The sequence below is a fragment of the Streptomyces nodosus genome (assembly GCF_008704995.1).
Lineage (GTDB): Bacteria > Actinomycetota > Actinomycetes > Streptomycetales > Streptomycetaceae > Streptomyces > Streptomyces nodosus.
This window is the reverse complement of record NZ_CP023747.1, coordinates 1,100,132-1,114,371: the sequence shown is the minus strand read 5'-3', so window position 1 is coordinate 1,114,371 and position 14,240 is coordinate 1,100,132. Positions and strand designations below refer to the sequence as shown.

Below are 14,240 nucleotides of genomic sequence, written 5' to 3'. Positions count from 1 at the left end.
ACAGCCAGTACGCGGGCGAGGGGCCCGCCTCGCGATGTTCCCCCACCGCCCGAACGGTGAAGCCTTCCGGTCATCGCGCAGGGGTGAAACCGCTCTTCAGGGAGGTTGTGATCCATGACACGCGTGAGGCGTCCGGAGCGAACTGCGGCGCAGGCGAGTGCTCACGTCGTCCTGGCCGGGCCGCTTCGGGCCCGAGGCGGACGGGCTGCGACGCATGAGTGCGCGACCGATCGGTGGCCACGTGCGCGACCGATCGGTGACCACGCCCTGTTGGCCGACTGCCGCTCGGCCGCGCTGGTGACCTCGGACGGCTCGGTGGATCGGCTGTGCCTGCCCCGGTTCGACAGTCCGGCGGTCTTCGCCCGACCACCCGTGTCTACGCCAAGCGTTCCGCCGATCCACCCGCTCACGCAGGCGCACGTGAACCGCAGCCGCCCCAGCAACGGCCGGAACTCCCTCCAGACGGCCGGGGGCGTGCAGGGCCCGGGCGGCGACGACGATCGAGCAGGTCCGGGCTGATCCCGGCTCGCCGCTGCGGTCAGTGCCGTGTGTAGCGGGTGACCAGCACCGCAGTGGCGTCCGCCTGACTCCGTAGTTCTTTGAGGGTCCGGCTCGGCGTGGTGTTCCGGCCGAAGGACGCCGGCAGGGGGTTGCGTAGCGCGTACAGCGTCAACTGGTACCGGTGCGTGTGACCGGCGGGCGGGCAGGGGCCGTCGTACGTTGCTTCGCCGAAGTCGTTCAGGAGTTCACGGGCACCGGGCGTCAGGGTGTGCCCCTGGATTCCGGATGCCGTCGCGGGAAGGCCGATTTGCAGCCAGTGGATCTTCTGGTTCTCCAGGTCGACCATGGACAGGGCGAGTTCGGCGGTGCCGACGGGGATATTTTCGAACCTGAGCCCAGGGGAATAGTCGTGGGGGCTGTCACAGGTCATCAGGGGGAGGAACGCGCCCGACGCGTCGAAACCCTGGCCCCGGCCGAGGGTGAAGGGCCCCGTGGGTACCGCTGTCGTCCGGGAGGACGCGGTGGACGGAGCCGACGTCGCCTGGGTGTGCCCGGAGGTTGACGAGCACGCGGCGGTCGTCAGCAGCGCGGCTGTGGCGATCGCGCCTGGAGCAAGGGATCGACGCGTCATGACGGAACGGTATGACGGGCGGGTACCGATTGCCCGTACCGGCATACGGTTTCCTGACCTTCGGTTCTCGGCCCCGGCTGGGCCGCAGGCAGCGGAAGGGCCGACCCTGTCGAACAGCGACCAGGCATCCTTGAAGGCCCCCTGCCCCGCTCGGCCTCCCCGTACACCCCCGGGGACAGGCTGAGGAAGTGGTTCGGGCTCGCGGGGCTCGGGCTGAGGCCTGGTCGCATGGTGGCGCTGCCTGGTCTCCGAGCGGGGGAGCTTTCCGTGGTTGGTGACCGGCATTCGACGAACAGTTGTGACCGGGCGTGGCCGGGCCGCCTCGTGCGGGACACGGTCACTGGCCGGGCCGGCGTGGATCCCGGTCCACGGACTGGACCGTCCGGAGTCCAAGGGCAGACCACGATCGCCTGACCAGGTGGTGTCCCTGCGGCCCGAGAACGGCGGCTGCGAGTGGACGGCTGCCTCGGAGAACGTCGAGCCGCTGGCGCTGTGAGGCAGTTTCGCTCCGGTGCTTGTGTGGAAGCGCCGTGGCGTTGTGCCGAATCCTTCCTACCGGGCGTTCGATGGCGATCATGGCGGCATCGTCATCCAACTGGCCTCCCGCATGTGCCAGCAGGTCGGTGCGCAAGTGCTCCAGGAGTTCCTCGGGGCGCTTCCCGCTCCAGGTGGCGGCGCGTTCAGTGAGGGGATAGAAGTCGCCGCGGGGGTTGCGGGCTTCGGTCACGCCGTCGGTGTACAGCAGGAGCAGGTCGCCCTGTCCGAAATCGAATGTGTCGACACAGTGACCGGGTATGTCCAGCTGCAGGCCGAGAGGGGGGCCGGCCTGGTGGGCGCACAGCGCGGTGGCCTGTCCCGGGCGTAGCCGCAGCGGCGGGGGGTGACCGCAGTGGACGATCTGGACCGTGGGTGAGTGGTCGGGGATGTCGATGAGCATCGCGGTGACGAAGCATTCCTGTGCCAGATCTTTCTCACCGGGCTCCGCCAGGTTCCAGCACACGCTCGCGTCCAGGTAGGTGGTGAATTCCGCCAGGCTCGTCTGCCGGTGTGCGGCCCCTCGGAAGGCGCTCAGCAGCAGCGCGGCATCGCTCACGGCGGTCAAGCCCTTGCCGCGGACGTCCCCGATGAGCAGACGGGTGCCGTGGGCGGTGCGGGCGGCCGCGTACAGGTCGCCGCCGATCTTCATCTCGCGCTCTGACGCCAGGTACACCGCGGCCACCCGCAGGGGCCCCATCCGTGGGGGGAGCGGGCGCAGGACCAGATTCTGGGCGATCTCGGACACCTGGCGCACCCGGGTCAGCTCCCGTGCCTTCCGTTCCCGTGTCCCGGACAGGAGCGCGGCGAAGGCAGCGGCCGCCACGACGGCGAAGATCTGCGTGATGCGCTGCGCCGAGTGGAGGTCTCCGAGAAGGACGGCAAAGATCATCTGGTCCGCCCAGGCCAGCACTCCGGTCAGTGTGGTCAGCCATGGCCCCAGGGTCACCGCGGCCAGCACCGGCGCGACGATCAGGAGCGGTCCGGCGTACGGGTGGCCGGGAGTGGCCAGGTTGACGCTGGTGATCACGACGATCAGCGCAAGCGGAACGGCAACCAGGCCACGCGCCTCGTACCATGGCCGACGTCGACTCGCAGGGCGCTTTTCGGAGGCCATACTTCCGTGTACCCGTTATTGCGGCCGACCACTGTCCGACTTCCGCCGACACGGTCATCGCGTCCAGACCGGCCTCGCACAGCGGCCAGGTCGGCCGGTGGTGTCGGCGGGACGTACGAACTCCACCAGGCACCCGTCGACGTCGCGGATGAACTCTTGGTCATCACGCTCAGGGCACCCGCGCGGGACTGCAAGCCGCCGGCTCTGACCTGGGCCTTTCGGCGGCCGGCCCAGGCCGACAACTTCCGATGACCTCGCACGTGGAGTGCATGGCATTTTTGGAACCTGCGGGATTGTCGTCCATGGCGAGCACGCATTTCACGCCACCGAGTCTCGCACCAGGGTTCGACGGTGGGTGGGAGCGCCAGCGGGCGTCAGCGTTCCCTAAGAACGCCAGAGCACTTTTGTCGCTTTCGTCCCCTTAGGGTGAGTCGGGTGACCGAGACATTCCCTCCTTCGCCTGCTCCTGTGGACGTGGTGCTGCCCTGCCTCGACGAGGCCGAGGCCCTGCCATGGGTACTGGAACGCATCCCCTCAGGCTGGCGCGCGATCGTGGTCGACAACGGTTCCACCGACGGCTCGGCGGACATCGCCCGCTCCCTCGGGGCGCATGTTCTCCACGAACCACGACGTGGCTTCGGAGCCGCCTGCCACGCGGGCCTGACCGCCGCCACGGCCGACGTCGTCTGCTTCTGCGACTGTGACGCGTCCCTCGACCCGGCGCGTCTGCCCGCCATTGCCGGGCTTGTCCTCGACGGCTCTGCCGACCTCGTGCTGGGGCGCCGCAGACCCGTCACACGTCATGCCTGGCCGTTGCACGCTCGCCTGGCCAACCTGGAGCTGGCCCGTCTGATCCACCGGCGGACCGGGCTGCGGCTGCACGACCTGGGCCCGATGCGCGCGGCGCGCCGCAGGCCGCTGCTCGCCCTGAACTTGACCGACCGGCGCTCCGGCTACCCGCTGCAGATGCTGGTTCGCGCCGCCGACGCAGGCTGGCAGGTGATGGAGACGGACGTGCCCTACCGTCCGCGCACCGGCCGGTCCAAGGTCACCGGCACCTGGCGCGGCACCTGGCAGGCGGTACGGGACATGCGTGCTGTCCTCGCCGAACGTCCTGCCGCGGGCAAGGTCCACGCGGAAACCCCCAGGGGGGCCGGACGATGAGTGGCCTGCACCTGTCCACAGGGCCGGCCACGCTGCTGGTCCTCGCCAAAGAACCTGTCCCGGGGCGGGCCAAGACTCGCCTCACCCCGCCCTACACCCCCCAGGAGGCTGCAGCGCTGGCCGAAGCGGCTCTCACCGACACCCTGCACACCGTGCTCTTGGCTCCCGCCCGGCGCCGTATCCTTGTTCTCGACGGTGCTCCCGGTCCCTGGCTGCCGCCCGGATTCGACATCGTGCTCCAGGAACCCGGCGGTCTGGACGAGCGGATCGCCGCCGCCTTCTCCCACTGCGACCGGGGACCGGCCCTCCTGGTCGGCATGGACACCCCTCAGATGACCGCGGACCTTCTCGCGGGTGTCGGACGGGACCGCCACGACGCCTGGTTCGGCCCGGCCGTGGACGGTGGCTTCTGGGCGCTGGGCCTCGCGGCGCCTTCGGGCGCCGCGACTCTGGTGTCAGGCGTACCGATGTCCGCCGACAACACGGGAGAAGTACAGCGGCGCCGACTTGTCGAGGCAGGACTCAACGTGTGCGACCTGCCGATGCTGCGCGATGTGGACACCGCCGCCGATGCGGCCGCGGTCGCTACCTGCTGTCCCTCCGGCTCGCGTTTCGTCGCCACATTGAACTCGCTCGCCGAGGCCGGTCGGTGAGCGGTACGGATCCTGCCGCCGCCCAGCGGACGACGCAGACCGCGGCAGAGCGCCCGCCGACCGTGGTGGCGTGGTCTGCACAGCTCCCTGTGCAACCGCATCCGGCCGATCGCTCGAGGCCGGGCGAGCCGCGGAGGGACGACACCTACGCCGGAGCCTTGCGCACCGGACACCACCTTCGAGGAGCGGTGCAGGAACGCCTGCGCGAGCAGCCGACCCGTCGCACGGAGGTACTTCCCGGTGCGAAATACTCTCCCGATGAGTTCACGCACTTCCCCGATCGGCCGGCCGATCACGATACGGAGGGCCGTCGCGCGGGATGCCAAACGGCTCACGCGGCTTGTGCGTGGCTCAGGCGCCTACGCGGGTAAGTACGCAGCCGCAGTCGCGGGCTACCGGGTCGGTCCCGATTACATCGAGGCCCACCGCGTCTTTGTGGCCGTCGGCGCCGACGAGCATGGAGGCCGGGTCCTCGGGTTCTATTCGCTCGTGCTCGCTCCACCGGAGCTCGACCTGCTGTTCGTCGCCGACGAAGCGCAAGGACGGGGTATTGGACGGCTGCTCGTCGCGCATATGCAGTCCGAGGCCCGTGCCGCCGGGATCGACCGTCTCAAGGTCGTGTCGCACCTTCCCGCGGCGGACTTCTACCACCGCGTCGGTGCGGTGCGGACCGGGACCGCGTTCGCAAACCCGCCCGCCGTGCCGTGGGACCGCCCCGAATTCGAGTTTCGCATTCCTTCGGGGTGACGCGGGATGCCTTCGGCTGCCCGTACCCGTACCCAGAGGCGATCGGTATCAGCGGCGCGAGGTCATGCCATGTGTTAGTGTCACGCTTTTGCGTGGTCGTCGCGGTGGGCGATTCTGCCTGTTCGGTTCCGCTTGTGCGTGGGCTGTCAAACCTGCCGGGCCTTCCTCGGTACGTTCCCTCGCGGAAGGCTGTTCATGAAGCATCCCGATGACTCCGGCATCGCTCACGGCGGGCCCGCCCAGCCCGGGGCAACGACCCCGGCGCTGCTCCCGGCCGTCTCCTTCGCCGGCCTGGAACTGCCGACGGAGGTGCTGCGGACACTGAGTGAACTCGGGGTGCGTGAACCCTTTCCGATCCAGGCCGCCACACTGCCCGATGCCCTGGAGGGGCGCGACATCCTGGGACGCGGGCGCACCGGATCGGGCAAGACACTCGCCTTCGGCCTGCCGCTGCTGACACGTACAGCCGGTCGGCGCGCCGAACCGAAGCAGCCCCTCGCGTTGATCCTTGTGCCCACCCGCGAGCTGGCCCAACAGGTCACCCAGGCGCTGGCGCCGTTCGCCGAGGCATTGCGGCTGCGGATGGCCACGGTCGTCGGCGGCATGTCGATCGGCCGGCAGATTACCGCGCTGCGCCAGGGAGCCGAGGTGGTTGTCGCCACCCCCGGACGCCTGCACGACCTGATCGAGCGCAACGCCTGCCGCCTGGGACGGGTGAGAGTCACCGTGCTGGACGAGGCCGACCAGATGTGCGACTTGGGATTCCTGCCGCAGGTTGCCGACGTGCTCGACCAGGTGCACCCCGACGGTCAGCGGATGCTCTTCTCGGCCACTCTCGATCGCGACGTCGATCAACTGGTCAGCCGCTACCTCCACGACCCCGTCGTCCACTCGGTCGACCCGGCCGCGGGCACGGTCACGACGATGGAGCACCACGTTCTGGTGGTCCACGGCCCTGACCGCTACGCCGTCACCACGGAAATCGCCGCCCGCGACGGCCGCGTATTGCTGTTCCTCGACACCAAGCACGCCGTCGACCAGCTCACCCGGCATCTGCGGGCCAGCGGGGTGCATGCCGGGGCCCTGCACAGCGGCAAGTCCCAGCCGCAGCGCACTCGGACCCTGGCGCAGTTCAAGAACAGCCAGATCACCGTTCTGGTGGCGACCAATGTCGCGGCTCGTGGCCTGCATGTCGACGACCTCGATCTCGTGGTCAACGTCGACCCGCCCACCGACCCCAAGGACTATGTGCACCGGGCGGGCCGCACCGCCCGCGCCGGTGAGTCCGGCCGCGTGGTCACGCTCGTACTGGCGGGCCAGCGCCGTGAGACGAGCCGGATGATGGCCGGGGCCGGCATCGAGCCGACCGTCACCAAGGTGCGCTCGGGCGAGGCGGAGCTGAGCCGGATCACCGGCGCCAGGACTCCCTCCGGCATCCCGCTCGACGGCGGGCCCGCCGTCCCCCGACCCAAGAACAGCAACGCTCCCTTCCGCGGCCTCGGCACCAGCAAGGACACCTCCCGCGGCGCCGGCGGCAGGTCCCGAAAGGCCGCCGAGGCCCGCAAGCTCGCCGAGGCCCGCAGGGCCGCCCTCGTGCGTCGCAACGGCTGAGAGCCATTGCCCCGGCAACCTGGCCACGGGATCGACGACCCTCGGCCCTGCCCGAAGTCGTCCTGTGCGCCTTGCCTGCGAAGTCGACGCCTTTGGCCGCGAGAGGGATACCCGCCGAAACGGGGCAAGATGACGTTGCCGGCCCCTCGCACCGCGCTCAGCATGACAAGCTGTGCTTGCCCACCCCCGAACCCAGGAGATCACCATGACCGCAGAGCCCGTATCTACCGAAGGTTCGGAGCCGGCTGCCCCCGAGACGTCCCCTCTGGAGCCGGACAGCGACGGCAACTACGACCTCAAGCGCAAGTTCCGTGAAGCCCTGGCGCGCAAGCGCGGTGCGCAGGCGGACGCCGCCGACATGGCCGCCAAGTCCGATGCGTCGAAGGTGCGTTCGGCGCACGGCCCGGCTGCGAGCCAGCGGTCGTTCAGGCGCAAGAGCGGCGGCTGAGCCGATGAGCCCCGCGATCTGACCGCTTCACCGGCACTCGCGCTCCCCACTCGCGCGTCCCGTGCAGGCGATGGTCTTGTTCAGCTGCTTCTCGTCGGTAGCCTCGACCCTCTTCGGCTCGGTTGACGGGACCGGCGTCGCTGCGGCGCGGGGCTATTTTTCGGGCCGCCCGATCTGGTGCACGGTCCAGCCGACCGTGCGCCAGCGGTCGGCGTCGAGGGTGGTGCGGCAGTCGACCATCAGTGGTTCGGCCGTACGGTCGGTCAGCGTGGTGGGGTCGATCCCCCGGTATTCGGGCCACTCGGTGGCCAGCACCACCGCATGGGCACTGTCGACGGACTGCTCCAGGTCGTCGGTGTATTCGAGTTCGGGGCTGCGGCGCATGGCGGTCCGGACGGCCTGCGGGTCGTGCACGGTGACCAACGCGCCGGCCTGGTGGAGGGCCTGCGCGAGCGCGAGAGCGGGGGACTCGCGGACGTCGTTCGTACCGGGCTTGAACGCGGCGCCCCACACGGTGATGGCCGCCCCTGCGATCGGACGGCCGAGTGCCTTCGTCACGATGCCGACCGCCATGGCGGTGCGCGACTCGTTGACCTCCTCGGCGGCCCGTAGCAGTGTGGCGGCCCTGTCCGCGCCGAGCTGCCGTGCGGACGCGGTGAAGGCTCGGACGTCCTTGGGGAGGCAGCCGCCTCCGTAGCCGATCCCGGGGGACATGCTGCCGCGTCCGATACGGCCGTCGACTTCGAGAATGTCCACGATCTGGGAGATGTCGCCGCCGGCGGACCGGCACATGTCCGCGACGCCGTTGATGTACGAGATCTTGAGGGCGAGGAAGGTGTTGGCAGCCCCCTTGGCGAGTTCGGCGGTTACCGGGTCGGTGATGAACAAGGGGACACCCGTGACCTGAAGGATCGGGGCGTAGACGTCCCGGATCGCCTTCTCCGCCGCGGTGGTCGTCAGCCCGGCGACGATCCGGTCCGGCCGCAGGGTGTCCTCGACCGCGTGGCCCTCGCGCAGGAACTCGGGGTTCCACACGACGTCGACCTGCTCGCCTGCCGGGGCCAGGCGCTGGACGAGGCGGGTGAGCCGGCGGGTCGTGCCGACGGTGACCGTGGACTTTCCGACGATCGTGCAGGCCCGGGTCAGGTGAGGGGCGAGCTGGCGGACAGCGCCGAAGACCTGCCTGGTGTCGTAGGAGCGGCCGTCGGAGTCGATGGGTGTGCCCACGCCCAGGAAGTGCAGCTCGGCGAAGGCGGCGGCTTCCTGCGGGTCGGTGGTGAAGCGCAGCCGCCCATCGGCGGTGTGCTTCGTGAGGAGTTCGGGCAGGCCCGCCTCGTAGATGGGGCATTCACCGGCGTTGAGCCGGTCCACCTTCGTGTGATCGGTGTCCACACCGATCACCTCGTGGCCGATCTCTGCCATGGCCGCTGCGTGGGGGATACCGAGGTGTCCACAGCCGATCACCGAAACGCGCATGGCTCTCCTTGGTGTGAGCGATTGTCCTGGAGGAACCAGGGAGGTGCCTCCATGAAGCTATCGGCCCTGGAACAGAGTGAGTTGAGCCTTGGCAGGGCGATTGTTCGGACGCCGAGGAAGGAGACGCCGTCAGGGCTGGAGCGGTGTTCTGCCGCCGTCAGCCAGTGACCGGCCGACCGCGCATCAACCCGGCTCCACTCATCAGGCCCGCTGGGAACGAGCATCTAGGCTGGCGCGGTGAGTGATGAGCAGGAGCAGGTGCAGCCGTCGGGAGTGTGGGCCACTGCGGTGGGGGTGGCCAGGGTGCGGGCGCTGGAGACCGAGCGGGAGAACGCGCTGTTCCGCGACCCGCTGGCACAGGCTTTCGCCGCCGCCGGCGGCCTGTGGCCCTCCTCGCCGCCGCGGCCCGATGACGAGGCCGCGCGACGCCGCCGGCGAGGCGTGGCGTTCTCCATCGTCATCAGGACGAAATTCCTCGATGACCTGTTGCGGCAGGCCTCCGCGTCCGGTGTCCGGCAGGTCGTGCTGCTCGGTGCCGGCATGGACAGCCGGGCCTTCCGGATGGACTGGCCCGAGGGCACCCGGCTGTTCGAGGTCGACACCGCCGCGCCACTGGACTTCAAGGCCTCGGTGCTGCGCCAGGAGCGGGCCGTCGCGCGCTGCGAGCGGATCACCGTCGCGGTGGATCTGCGTGAGGACTGGCCGGGCGCGCTGGCCGCCGCGGGCCACGACCCGGCGGCGCCGACCGTGTGGATCGCCGAAGGACTGCTGATCTATCTGCCCGAGGACGCGGTGGAACTGCTGCTGGCCCGGATCAGCGCGCAGTCGGCGCCGGGCAGTCGGATGGGGCTGACATTGGGCTCGCGCGGCGTGATCGAGCGCTTCGGAGCGGACGCCGCGCCGGGATCGGCGGCGTCCATGTGGGTCTCGGAGACGCCCGACGACCCGGTGGGCTGGCTGGCCGGGCACGGCTGGGAGGCCGTCAGCCACACCCTGCGCGAGTGCGCTGCCGCCTACGGCCGCCCGATCAGCACCCCGCCGCAGCGCGAGGAGCGTCCCGGCGGACTGATCTCGGCGGTCCGCCGGTAGAACGCCTCGTGCCGCAGGGACGGACGGCGTGCCGCAGGGGCTGATGGGAAGGGGGGAGATGGAAATGAAATTTATGCCCATCAATCCGCTCCAGCCGTGCTCATGAGGCTTAGCGATGGGTGCAGCGGGAAACGACTATCCCCGAACGATCGTCGGAGCGACGGTCGGCCGACAGAGGAAGGGGAGGGGGCTCGCATGGATGCGCCCTTGTATCTGAGGCCACGGGTGGATCCGCCGCTCGCCTCGCTGCTGAGGGCCGGAACGTTTCTGCACTCGCTGGTCGACGCGCTGGGGTCCCCGCTCAACGTGCTGCTCCCCGAGACCGTCGCCGAGAACGCCCGGCGCTTCCGTGCCGTCTACAGCCGTCACCGTCTCACCGGGCGCGTGTACTTCGCGCACAAGGCGAACCGGTCCAGCGCGCTGGTGCGGAGACTGGCGGCGGAGGACGTGGCCGCCGTCGGTGTCGACGTCGCCTCGCTCGAGGAACTGCGGCACGCCCTGAGCTGCGGGTTCACCGGTGACCGGATCCTGGCCACCGGCCCCAAGGACGCGGAGTTCTTATGGCTGGCGGCACGGGTGGGAGCCACGGTGAACCTCGACTCGCCGAACGAGCTCGAACAACTCTCCGCCCTGGTGCGGACGCACGGTCTCGGCCGTGTCGCCGTGCTGGTGCGGCTGTCCGGATTCGAGTCGGCCGACGGCCACGGGGGAGCGGGCACCCGCCTGCTCTCACGGCGCAGCCGCTTCGGCACCCCGCTGCGGGATGCGGAGGAGCTGCTGTCGGCCCTCGAACGGAACGCGGACGCCGTCGAGTTGACCGGTGTCGCCTACCACCTGGACACCACCGGCGTGGAGGAGAAGGTCCGGGCCCTGGAGCAGTGTGTGCTGTTCATGGACACCTGCCGGGCGCGTGGCCTCGCCCCGCGCGCCGTCGACATCGGCGGCGGGTTCGGAATCGGCTATGTCGCCGAGGCCGGGGAGTGGGAACGGTGGACCACCGCGCTGAGCGAGGCGGTGCTCGGCAGCCGCCCACCGCTGACCTGGCGCGGCCATGGTTACGGGCTGCGCAACGAGGGCGGCACGGTGCGCGGGGCCGTGGCGCTGTATCCGGGCCACCGTCCCACCGCCGGCCCCGGCTATCTCGACGAACTCCTCTCGCTGCCCGCACCGGTCCTGGGCCGGTCGTCGGCGAACCTCCTCCTGGAACACCTCCACGACCTCTACATCGAACCCGGTCGTGCCCTGGTCGACCAGTGCGGGCTGACCCTCGCACGCGTGCTGGACGTGCGGCTCGCGGACGCCGACTCCGGGCATCACCTGGTGCGCCTCGGGATGAACGCGGGGGACATGAGCCTCGAGGAGCACGGCGTCCTGGTGGACCCCGTGCTGCTGCCGCGCGGGAAGCCGGAGGAGGGCGAGGAAGGTCCGGTCGGCGTCTTTCTGGCCGGCAATCTCTGCCTGGAGGCCGATCTGATCACCCGCCGCCTGGTCCACCTTCCCCGGCTGCCGCGCCCGGGCGATCTGCTGGCCTTCGCCAACACCGCCGGCTACGCGATGGACTTCCACGCCCACCGAGCGCAGCGACAGCCGTTCGCGAGAACGGTCGCGGTGGAACGGCAGGGCGACGACGACTGGCGCTGGTGTCCGGACGAGGACTACTGGCCGATCCCATCCCCGGGGGGAACAAGCGCATGAGGTACGACAGCATCACGGAGGCCATCGGCAACACGCCGCTGGTGCGCATCGACCCCGCCGTGCACGGGCTGCGCAACATCGACCTCTACGCGAAGCTGGAGATGCTCAACCCGTTCGGGTCCGTCAAGGACCGGCCCGCCTGGCACATGGCCAGGCCCCTGCTGGAGGGCGCGGCCGACGGCGACGGGACCGTCGTGGAACTCTCCAGCGGCAACACGGCCAAGGCCCTCGCCCTGCTGGCCGGCATGCACGGGCTGAAGTTCAAGAGCGTCACCAACCGGATGCGCGTCCCCGAGATCAAGGACCTGCTGCTGCTCCTCGGCGCCGAGATCGAAGAGCTCCCGGGACGCAGCGAGTGCCTCGACCCGACCGACACGGACGATCCGCTGACCCACTTCCACCAGGCGCTCTCCGACCCCGGCAGCACCTATCTGCACACCGACCAGTACTTCAACCCGCGCAATGTCGAGGCGCACGCGGCGGGTACCGGACCCGAGATAGTGAAGGACCTGGACGGGAAGGTGCCGGACTGGTTCATCGCCTGTGTGGGCACGGCCGGTTCGTCGACCGGTGTCGCCCGGGCCCTGCGCGAGCACGACCCACGGGTGCGGGTCCTCGGCCTGGTCGCCCACAAGTCGGACTTCATACCCGGCATCCGCACCATCGACGAGGTCCACCAGGTCGGCCTGTTCGACCCGGCGACCTACGACACCATCGAGTCGGTGACCTCGCACGAGGCCCTCGACGGGATGATCACCCTCATCCGGCGCTGCGGGCTGCTGTCGGGGCCGACCGGAGGCGCCGCCTACCAGGGGGCGGTACGGCATCTGCGGCAGGCCGACGCCGAGTTGGAGGACACCGGGCAACGCCGGACGGCGGTCTTCATCGTGTGCGACCGGGCCGAGAGCTATCTCAGCTATGTGCGCCAGCGCCGCCCGGAGCTCCTGGGCCGCGCGGGCCGGGGACACTCCGCCTCGGCCCTCACCGACGCCGAGGTCCGGGAGTCGGCCCGGGTCATCGGTGTGGACGAAGCCCTGCGCTGGACCACGACGGGCGAACCCCGGCCGCTGGTGGTCGATCTGCGCAGCCCGCACGCCTACGCCGCCCTGCACATCGAGGGTTCGGTCAATATCGTCGACGAACTGTTCGAGGACCTGCTCAGAGGCGGACTCCCCTTCAGCAAGCGGACGCCCGTGCTGCTGGCCTGCCCCGTCGGCGAGAAGTCACTGCGCTACGCCGCCGCGCTGACCCGGATGGGGCACCCGGACATCCGCAGTCTGGAGGGCGGCATAGTCGGCTGGCGGGACGCGGGCGCTCCGCTGGTGCGCGAATGAGCGCCGGACAGCCGCTCCCCGGCACGGGGCGGGACGGTGACACGTACTGGCAGCGGGAGTTGAGGGAGCAGTTCCCGATCCTCACCGCCGATCCGGAGCTGGCGTACCTCGACAGCGCGGCGACCTCCCAGAAGCCGCGGGCCGTACTGGAGGCCGTCCAGACCTATCTGACGACGTCCAACGCCAACGCCGGCCGGGGCACCTATCCCTGGGCCAACCGGACCACACATTTGGTGGAATCGACCCGGGAGCGGGTCAAGGAGTTCCTGCGCGATCCCGAACCGGAGCGCTCCGCCGTCCACTTCACCTCCGGCACCACCGAGGGGCTGCGCACCGTCGCCCGTGACTGGCTCGTCCCGTACCTCGGCGACGGGGACGAGATCCTGGTGCCGTTCGCCGACCATCGGGCCCAACTGGATCCCTGGCTGGAGGCCCGGCGGCTGCTGGCCGAGCGCGGCATCGACATACGCGTACGGGCACTGCCGTACCAGGAGGCCTCCGGCGACTACGACCACCGTGCCCTCGGCGATCTCGTGGGTCCGCGCACCCGGTTCGTGGCCGCCACCCATGTCCACCACGTCTACGGCGGTGACATGAATGTGCACCGCATCCGCGAGGCGGTCGGTCCGGAGGTCCCGATCTGCCTGGACGCCGCGCAGAGCATCGGTCATCTGCCCGTCCACCTCGACGACCCCGCCCTCGACGTCGACTTCGTGGTCTTCTCGGGGCACAAGGCGATGGCCCTTCCCGGTACGGGCGCGGTGTGGGCCCGCAACGCCCGGGGGCCACTGTTCCGGCCGGAGGGCTGGCAGGGCACACCCAACACGGTGGGCATCGTGTCGCTGCGGGCGGCCCTCGACTGGCTGCATGCGGCCGGCCCCGACCGCATCGCCCGGTGGACGTCCGGTCTGGCGACCCGGCTGACCGACCGGCTGCGGCACCTCGGTCCGTACGAGATCCTCGGCTGCCCCTCCAGCCTGGCCGCCGACTCCGCGCTCCCGGCCTCCCAGCGTCGGCACGGCATCGTCACCTTCCGGCACCGTGACATCCCCTCGGACGACCTGGGGTTCATCCTGTACAGCCACGGCTTCATGGTGCGGGCCGACAGCCTCTGCCAGGCCGGTGCGGGGGAGCGGGACGGATCGGTGCGGGTGAGCCTGCATGTGTACAACACGGAGGAGGAGATCGACCGACTGCTGACCGTCCTCGCATCGCTGACCTGAGCCGGCCTGAGCCGGCC

General features: G+C 70.2%; 12 protein-coding genes and 1 pseudogene. 10 read left to right on the top strand and 3 right to left on the bottom strand.

Going from position 1 to position 14,240, the window contains the following annotated elements; translation table 11 throughout:
• Positions 1–252: 252 nt before the first annotated feature.
• Positions 253–363 (top strand): annotated as a pseudogene (locus tag CP978_RS35525) (trehalase-like domain-containing protein); the annotation flags it as partial.
• A 175-nt stretch (positions 364–538) separates the two neighbouring features.
• On the opposite strand, the gene CP978_RS04970 reads toward CP978_RS35525, so the two are convergent.
• Together CP978_RS04970 and CP978_RS04965 are read right to left on the bottom strand one after the other, a co-directional pair.
• Positions 539–1,132, bottom strand: a complete 594-nt coding sequence (locus tag CP978_RS04970) for a YbhB/YbcL family Raf kinase inhibitor-like protein (RefSeq protein ID WP_144401431.1) — start codon at positions 1,130–1,132, stop codon at positions 539–541.
• A gap of 337 nt (positions 1,133–1,469) precedes the next feature.
• Positions 1,470–2,696 carry a PP2C family protein-serine/threonine phosphatase gene (locus CP978_RS04965; protein ID WP_063839041.1) on the bottom strand — a complete coding sequence of 409 codons (1,227 nt, stop codon included), beginning with the start codon at positions 2,694–2,696 and terminating at the stop codon, positions 1,470–1,472.
• Positions 2,697–3,218: 522 nt separating this feature from the next.
• Here CP978_RS04965 and CP978_RS04960 point away from each other — a divergent pair.
• The 5 genes from CP978_RS04960 to CP978_RS04940 all read left to right on the top strand — a co-directional run bounded on the left by CP978_RS04960 (position 3,219) and on the right by CP978_RS04940 (position 7,406).
• Positions 3,219–3,947 carry a glycosyltransferase family 2 protein gene (locus tag CP978_RS04960; RefSeq protein WP_376697911.1) on the top strand — a complete coding sequence of 243 codons (729 nt, stop codon included), beginning with the start codon at positions 3,219–3,221 and terminating at the stop codon, positions 3,945–3,947.
• Positions 3,944–4,600 (top strand): TIGR04282 family arsenosugar biosynthesis glycosyltransferase, encoded by a 657-nt coding sequence (locus CP978_RS04955; RefSeq protein WP_043437856.1) that lies wholly within the window; start codon positions 3,944–3,946, stop codon positions 4,598–4,600. The genes CP978_RS04960 and CP978_RS04955 overlap by 4 nt, the downstream gene beginning before the upstream one ends.
• A 258-nt stretch (positions 4,601–4,858) precedes the next feature.
• A complete protein-coding gene (locus tag CP978_RS04950; protein WP_079162010.1) occupies positions 4,859–5,347 on the top strand; it encodes a GNAT family N-acetyltransferase in 489 nt (162 codons plus the stop codon).
• A gap of 195 nt (positions 5,348–5,542) precedes the next feature.
• Positions 5,543–6,958: a DEAD/DEAH box helicase gene (locus CP978_RS04945; protein WP_043437854.1), complete on the top strand. Its 1,416-nt coding sequence runs from the start codon at positions 5,543–5,545 to the stop codon at positions 6,956–6,958.
• A 205-nt stretch (positions 6,959–7,163) separates the two neighbouring features.
• Entirely contained in the window at positions 7,164–7,406 is a 243-nt protein-coding gene (locus CP978_RS04940; protein WP_043437852.1) for a DUF5302 domain-containing protein, read from the top strand.
• A 153-nt stretch (positions 7,407–7,559) separates the two neighbouring features.
• On the opposite strand, the gene CP978_RS04935 is transcribed toward CP978_RS04940, so the two are convergent.
• The gene (locus tag CP978_RS04935; protein WP_043437850.1) at positions 7,560–8,882 is read right to left on the bottom strand and encodes a UDP-glucose dehydrogenase family protein; all 1,323 of its coding nucleotides are present in this window, start codon (positions 8,880–8,882) and stop codon (positions 7,560–7,562) included.
• 273 nt (positions 8,883–9,155) lie between these two features.
• Between CP978_RS04935 and CP978_RS04930 the strand changes: the two genes are divergently transcribed.
• The 4 genes from CP978_RS04930 (at position 9,156) to CP978_RS04915 (ending at position 14,223) form a co-directional block, all read left to right on the top strand.
• On the top strand, positions 9,156–9,971 hold the full coding sequence (locus CP978_RS04930) for a class I SAM-dependent methyltransferase (protein WP_043437848.1): 816 nt from the start codon (positions 9,156–9,158) through the stop codon (positions 9,969–9,971).
• Between the two features lie 195 nt (positions 9,972–10,166).
• Positions 10,167–11,666 carry a Y4yA family PLP-dependent enzyme gene (locus CP978_RS04925; protein ID WP_043437845.1) on the top strand — a complete coding sequence of 500 codons (1,500 nt, stop codon included), beginning with the start codon at positions 10,167–10,169 and terminating at the stop codon, positions 11,664–11,666.
• Positions 11,663–13,000, top strand: coding sequence for a pyridoxal-phosphate dependent enzyme (locus CP978_RS04920; protein WP_043437843.1), 1,338 nt, complete (start codon positions 11,663–11,665; stop codon positions 12,998–13,000). The genes CP978_RS04925 and CP978_RS04920 overlap by 4 nt, the downstream gene beginning before the upstream one ends.
• Positions 12,997–14,223: an aminotransferase class V-fold PLP-dependent enzyme gene (locus CP978_RS04915; RefSeq protein WP_043437842.1), complete on the top strand. Its 1,227-nt coding sequence runs from the start codon at positions 12,997–12,999 to the stop codon at positions 14,221–14,223. Before CP978_RS04920 ends, CP978_RS04915 begins: the two co-directional genes overlap by 4 nt.
• The last annotated feature ends 17 nt before the right edge of the window (positions 14,224–14,240 follow it).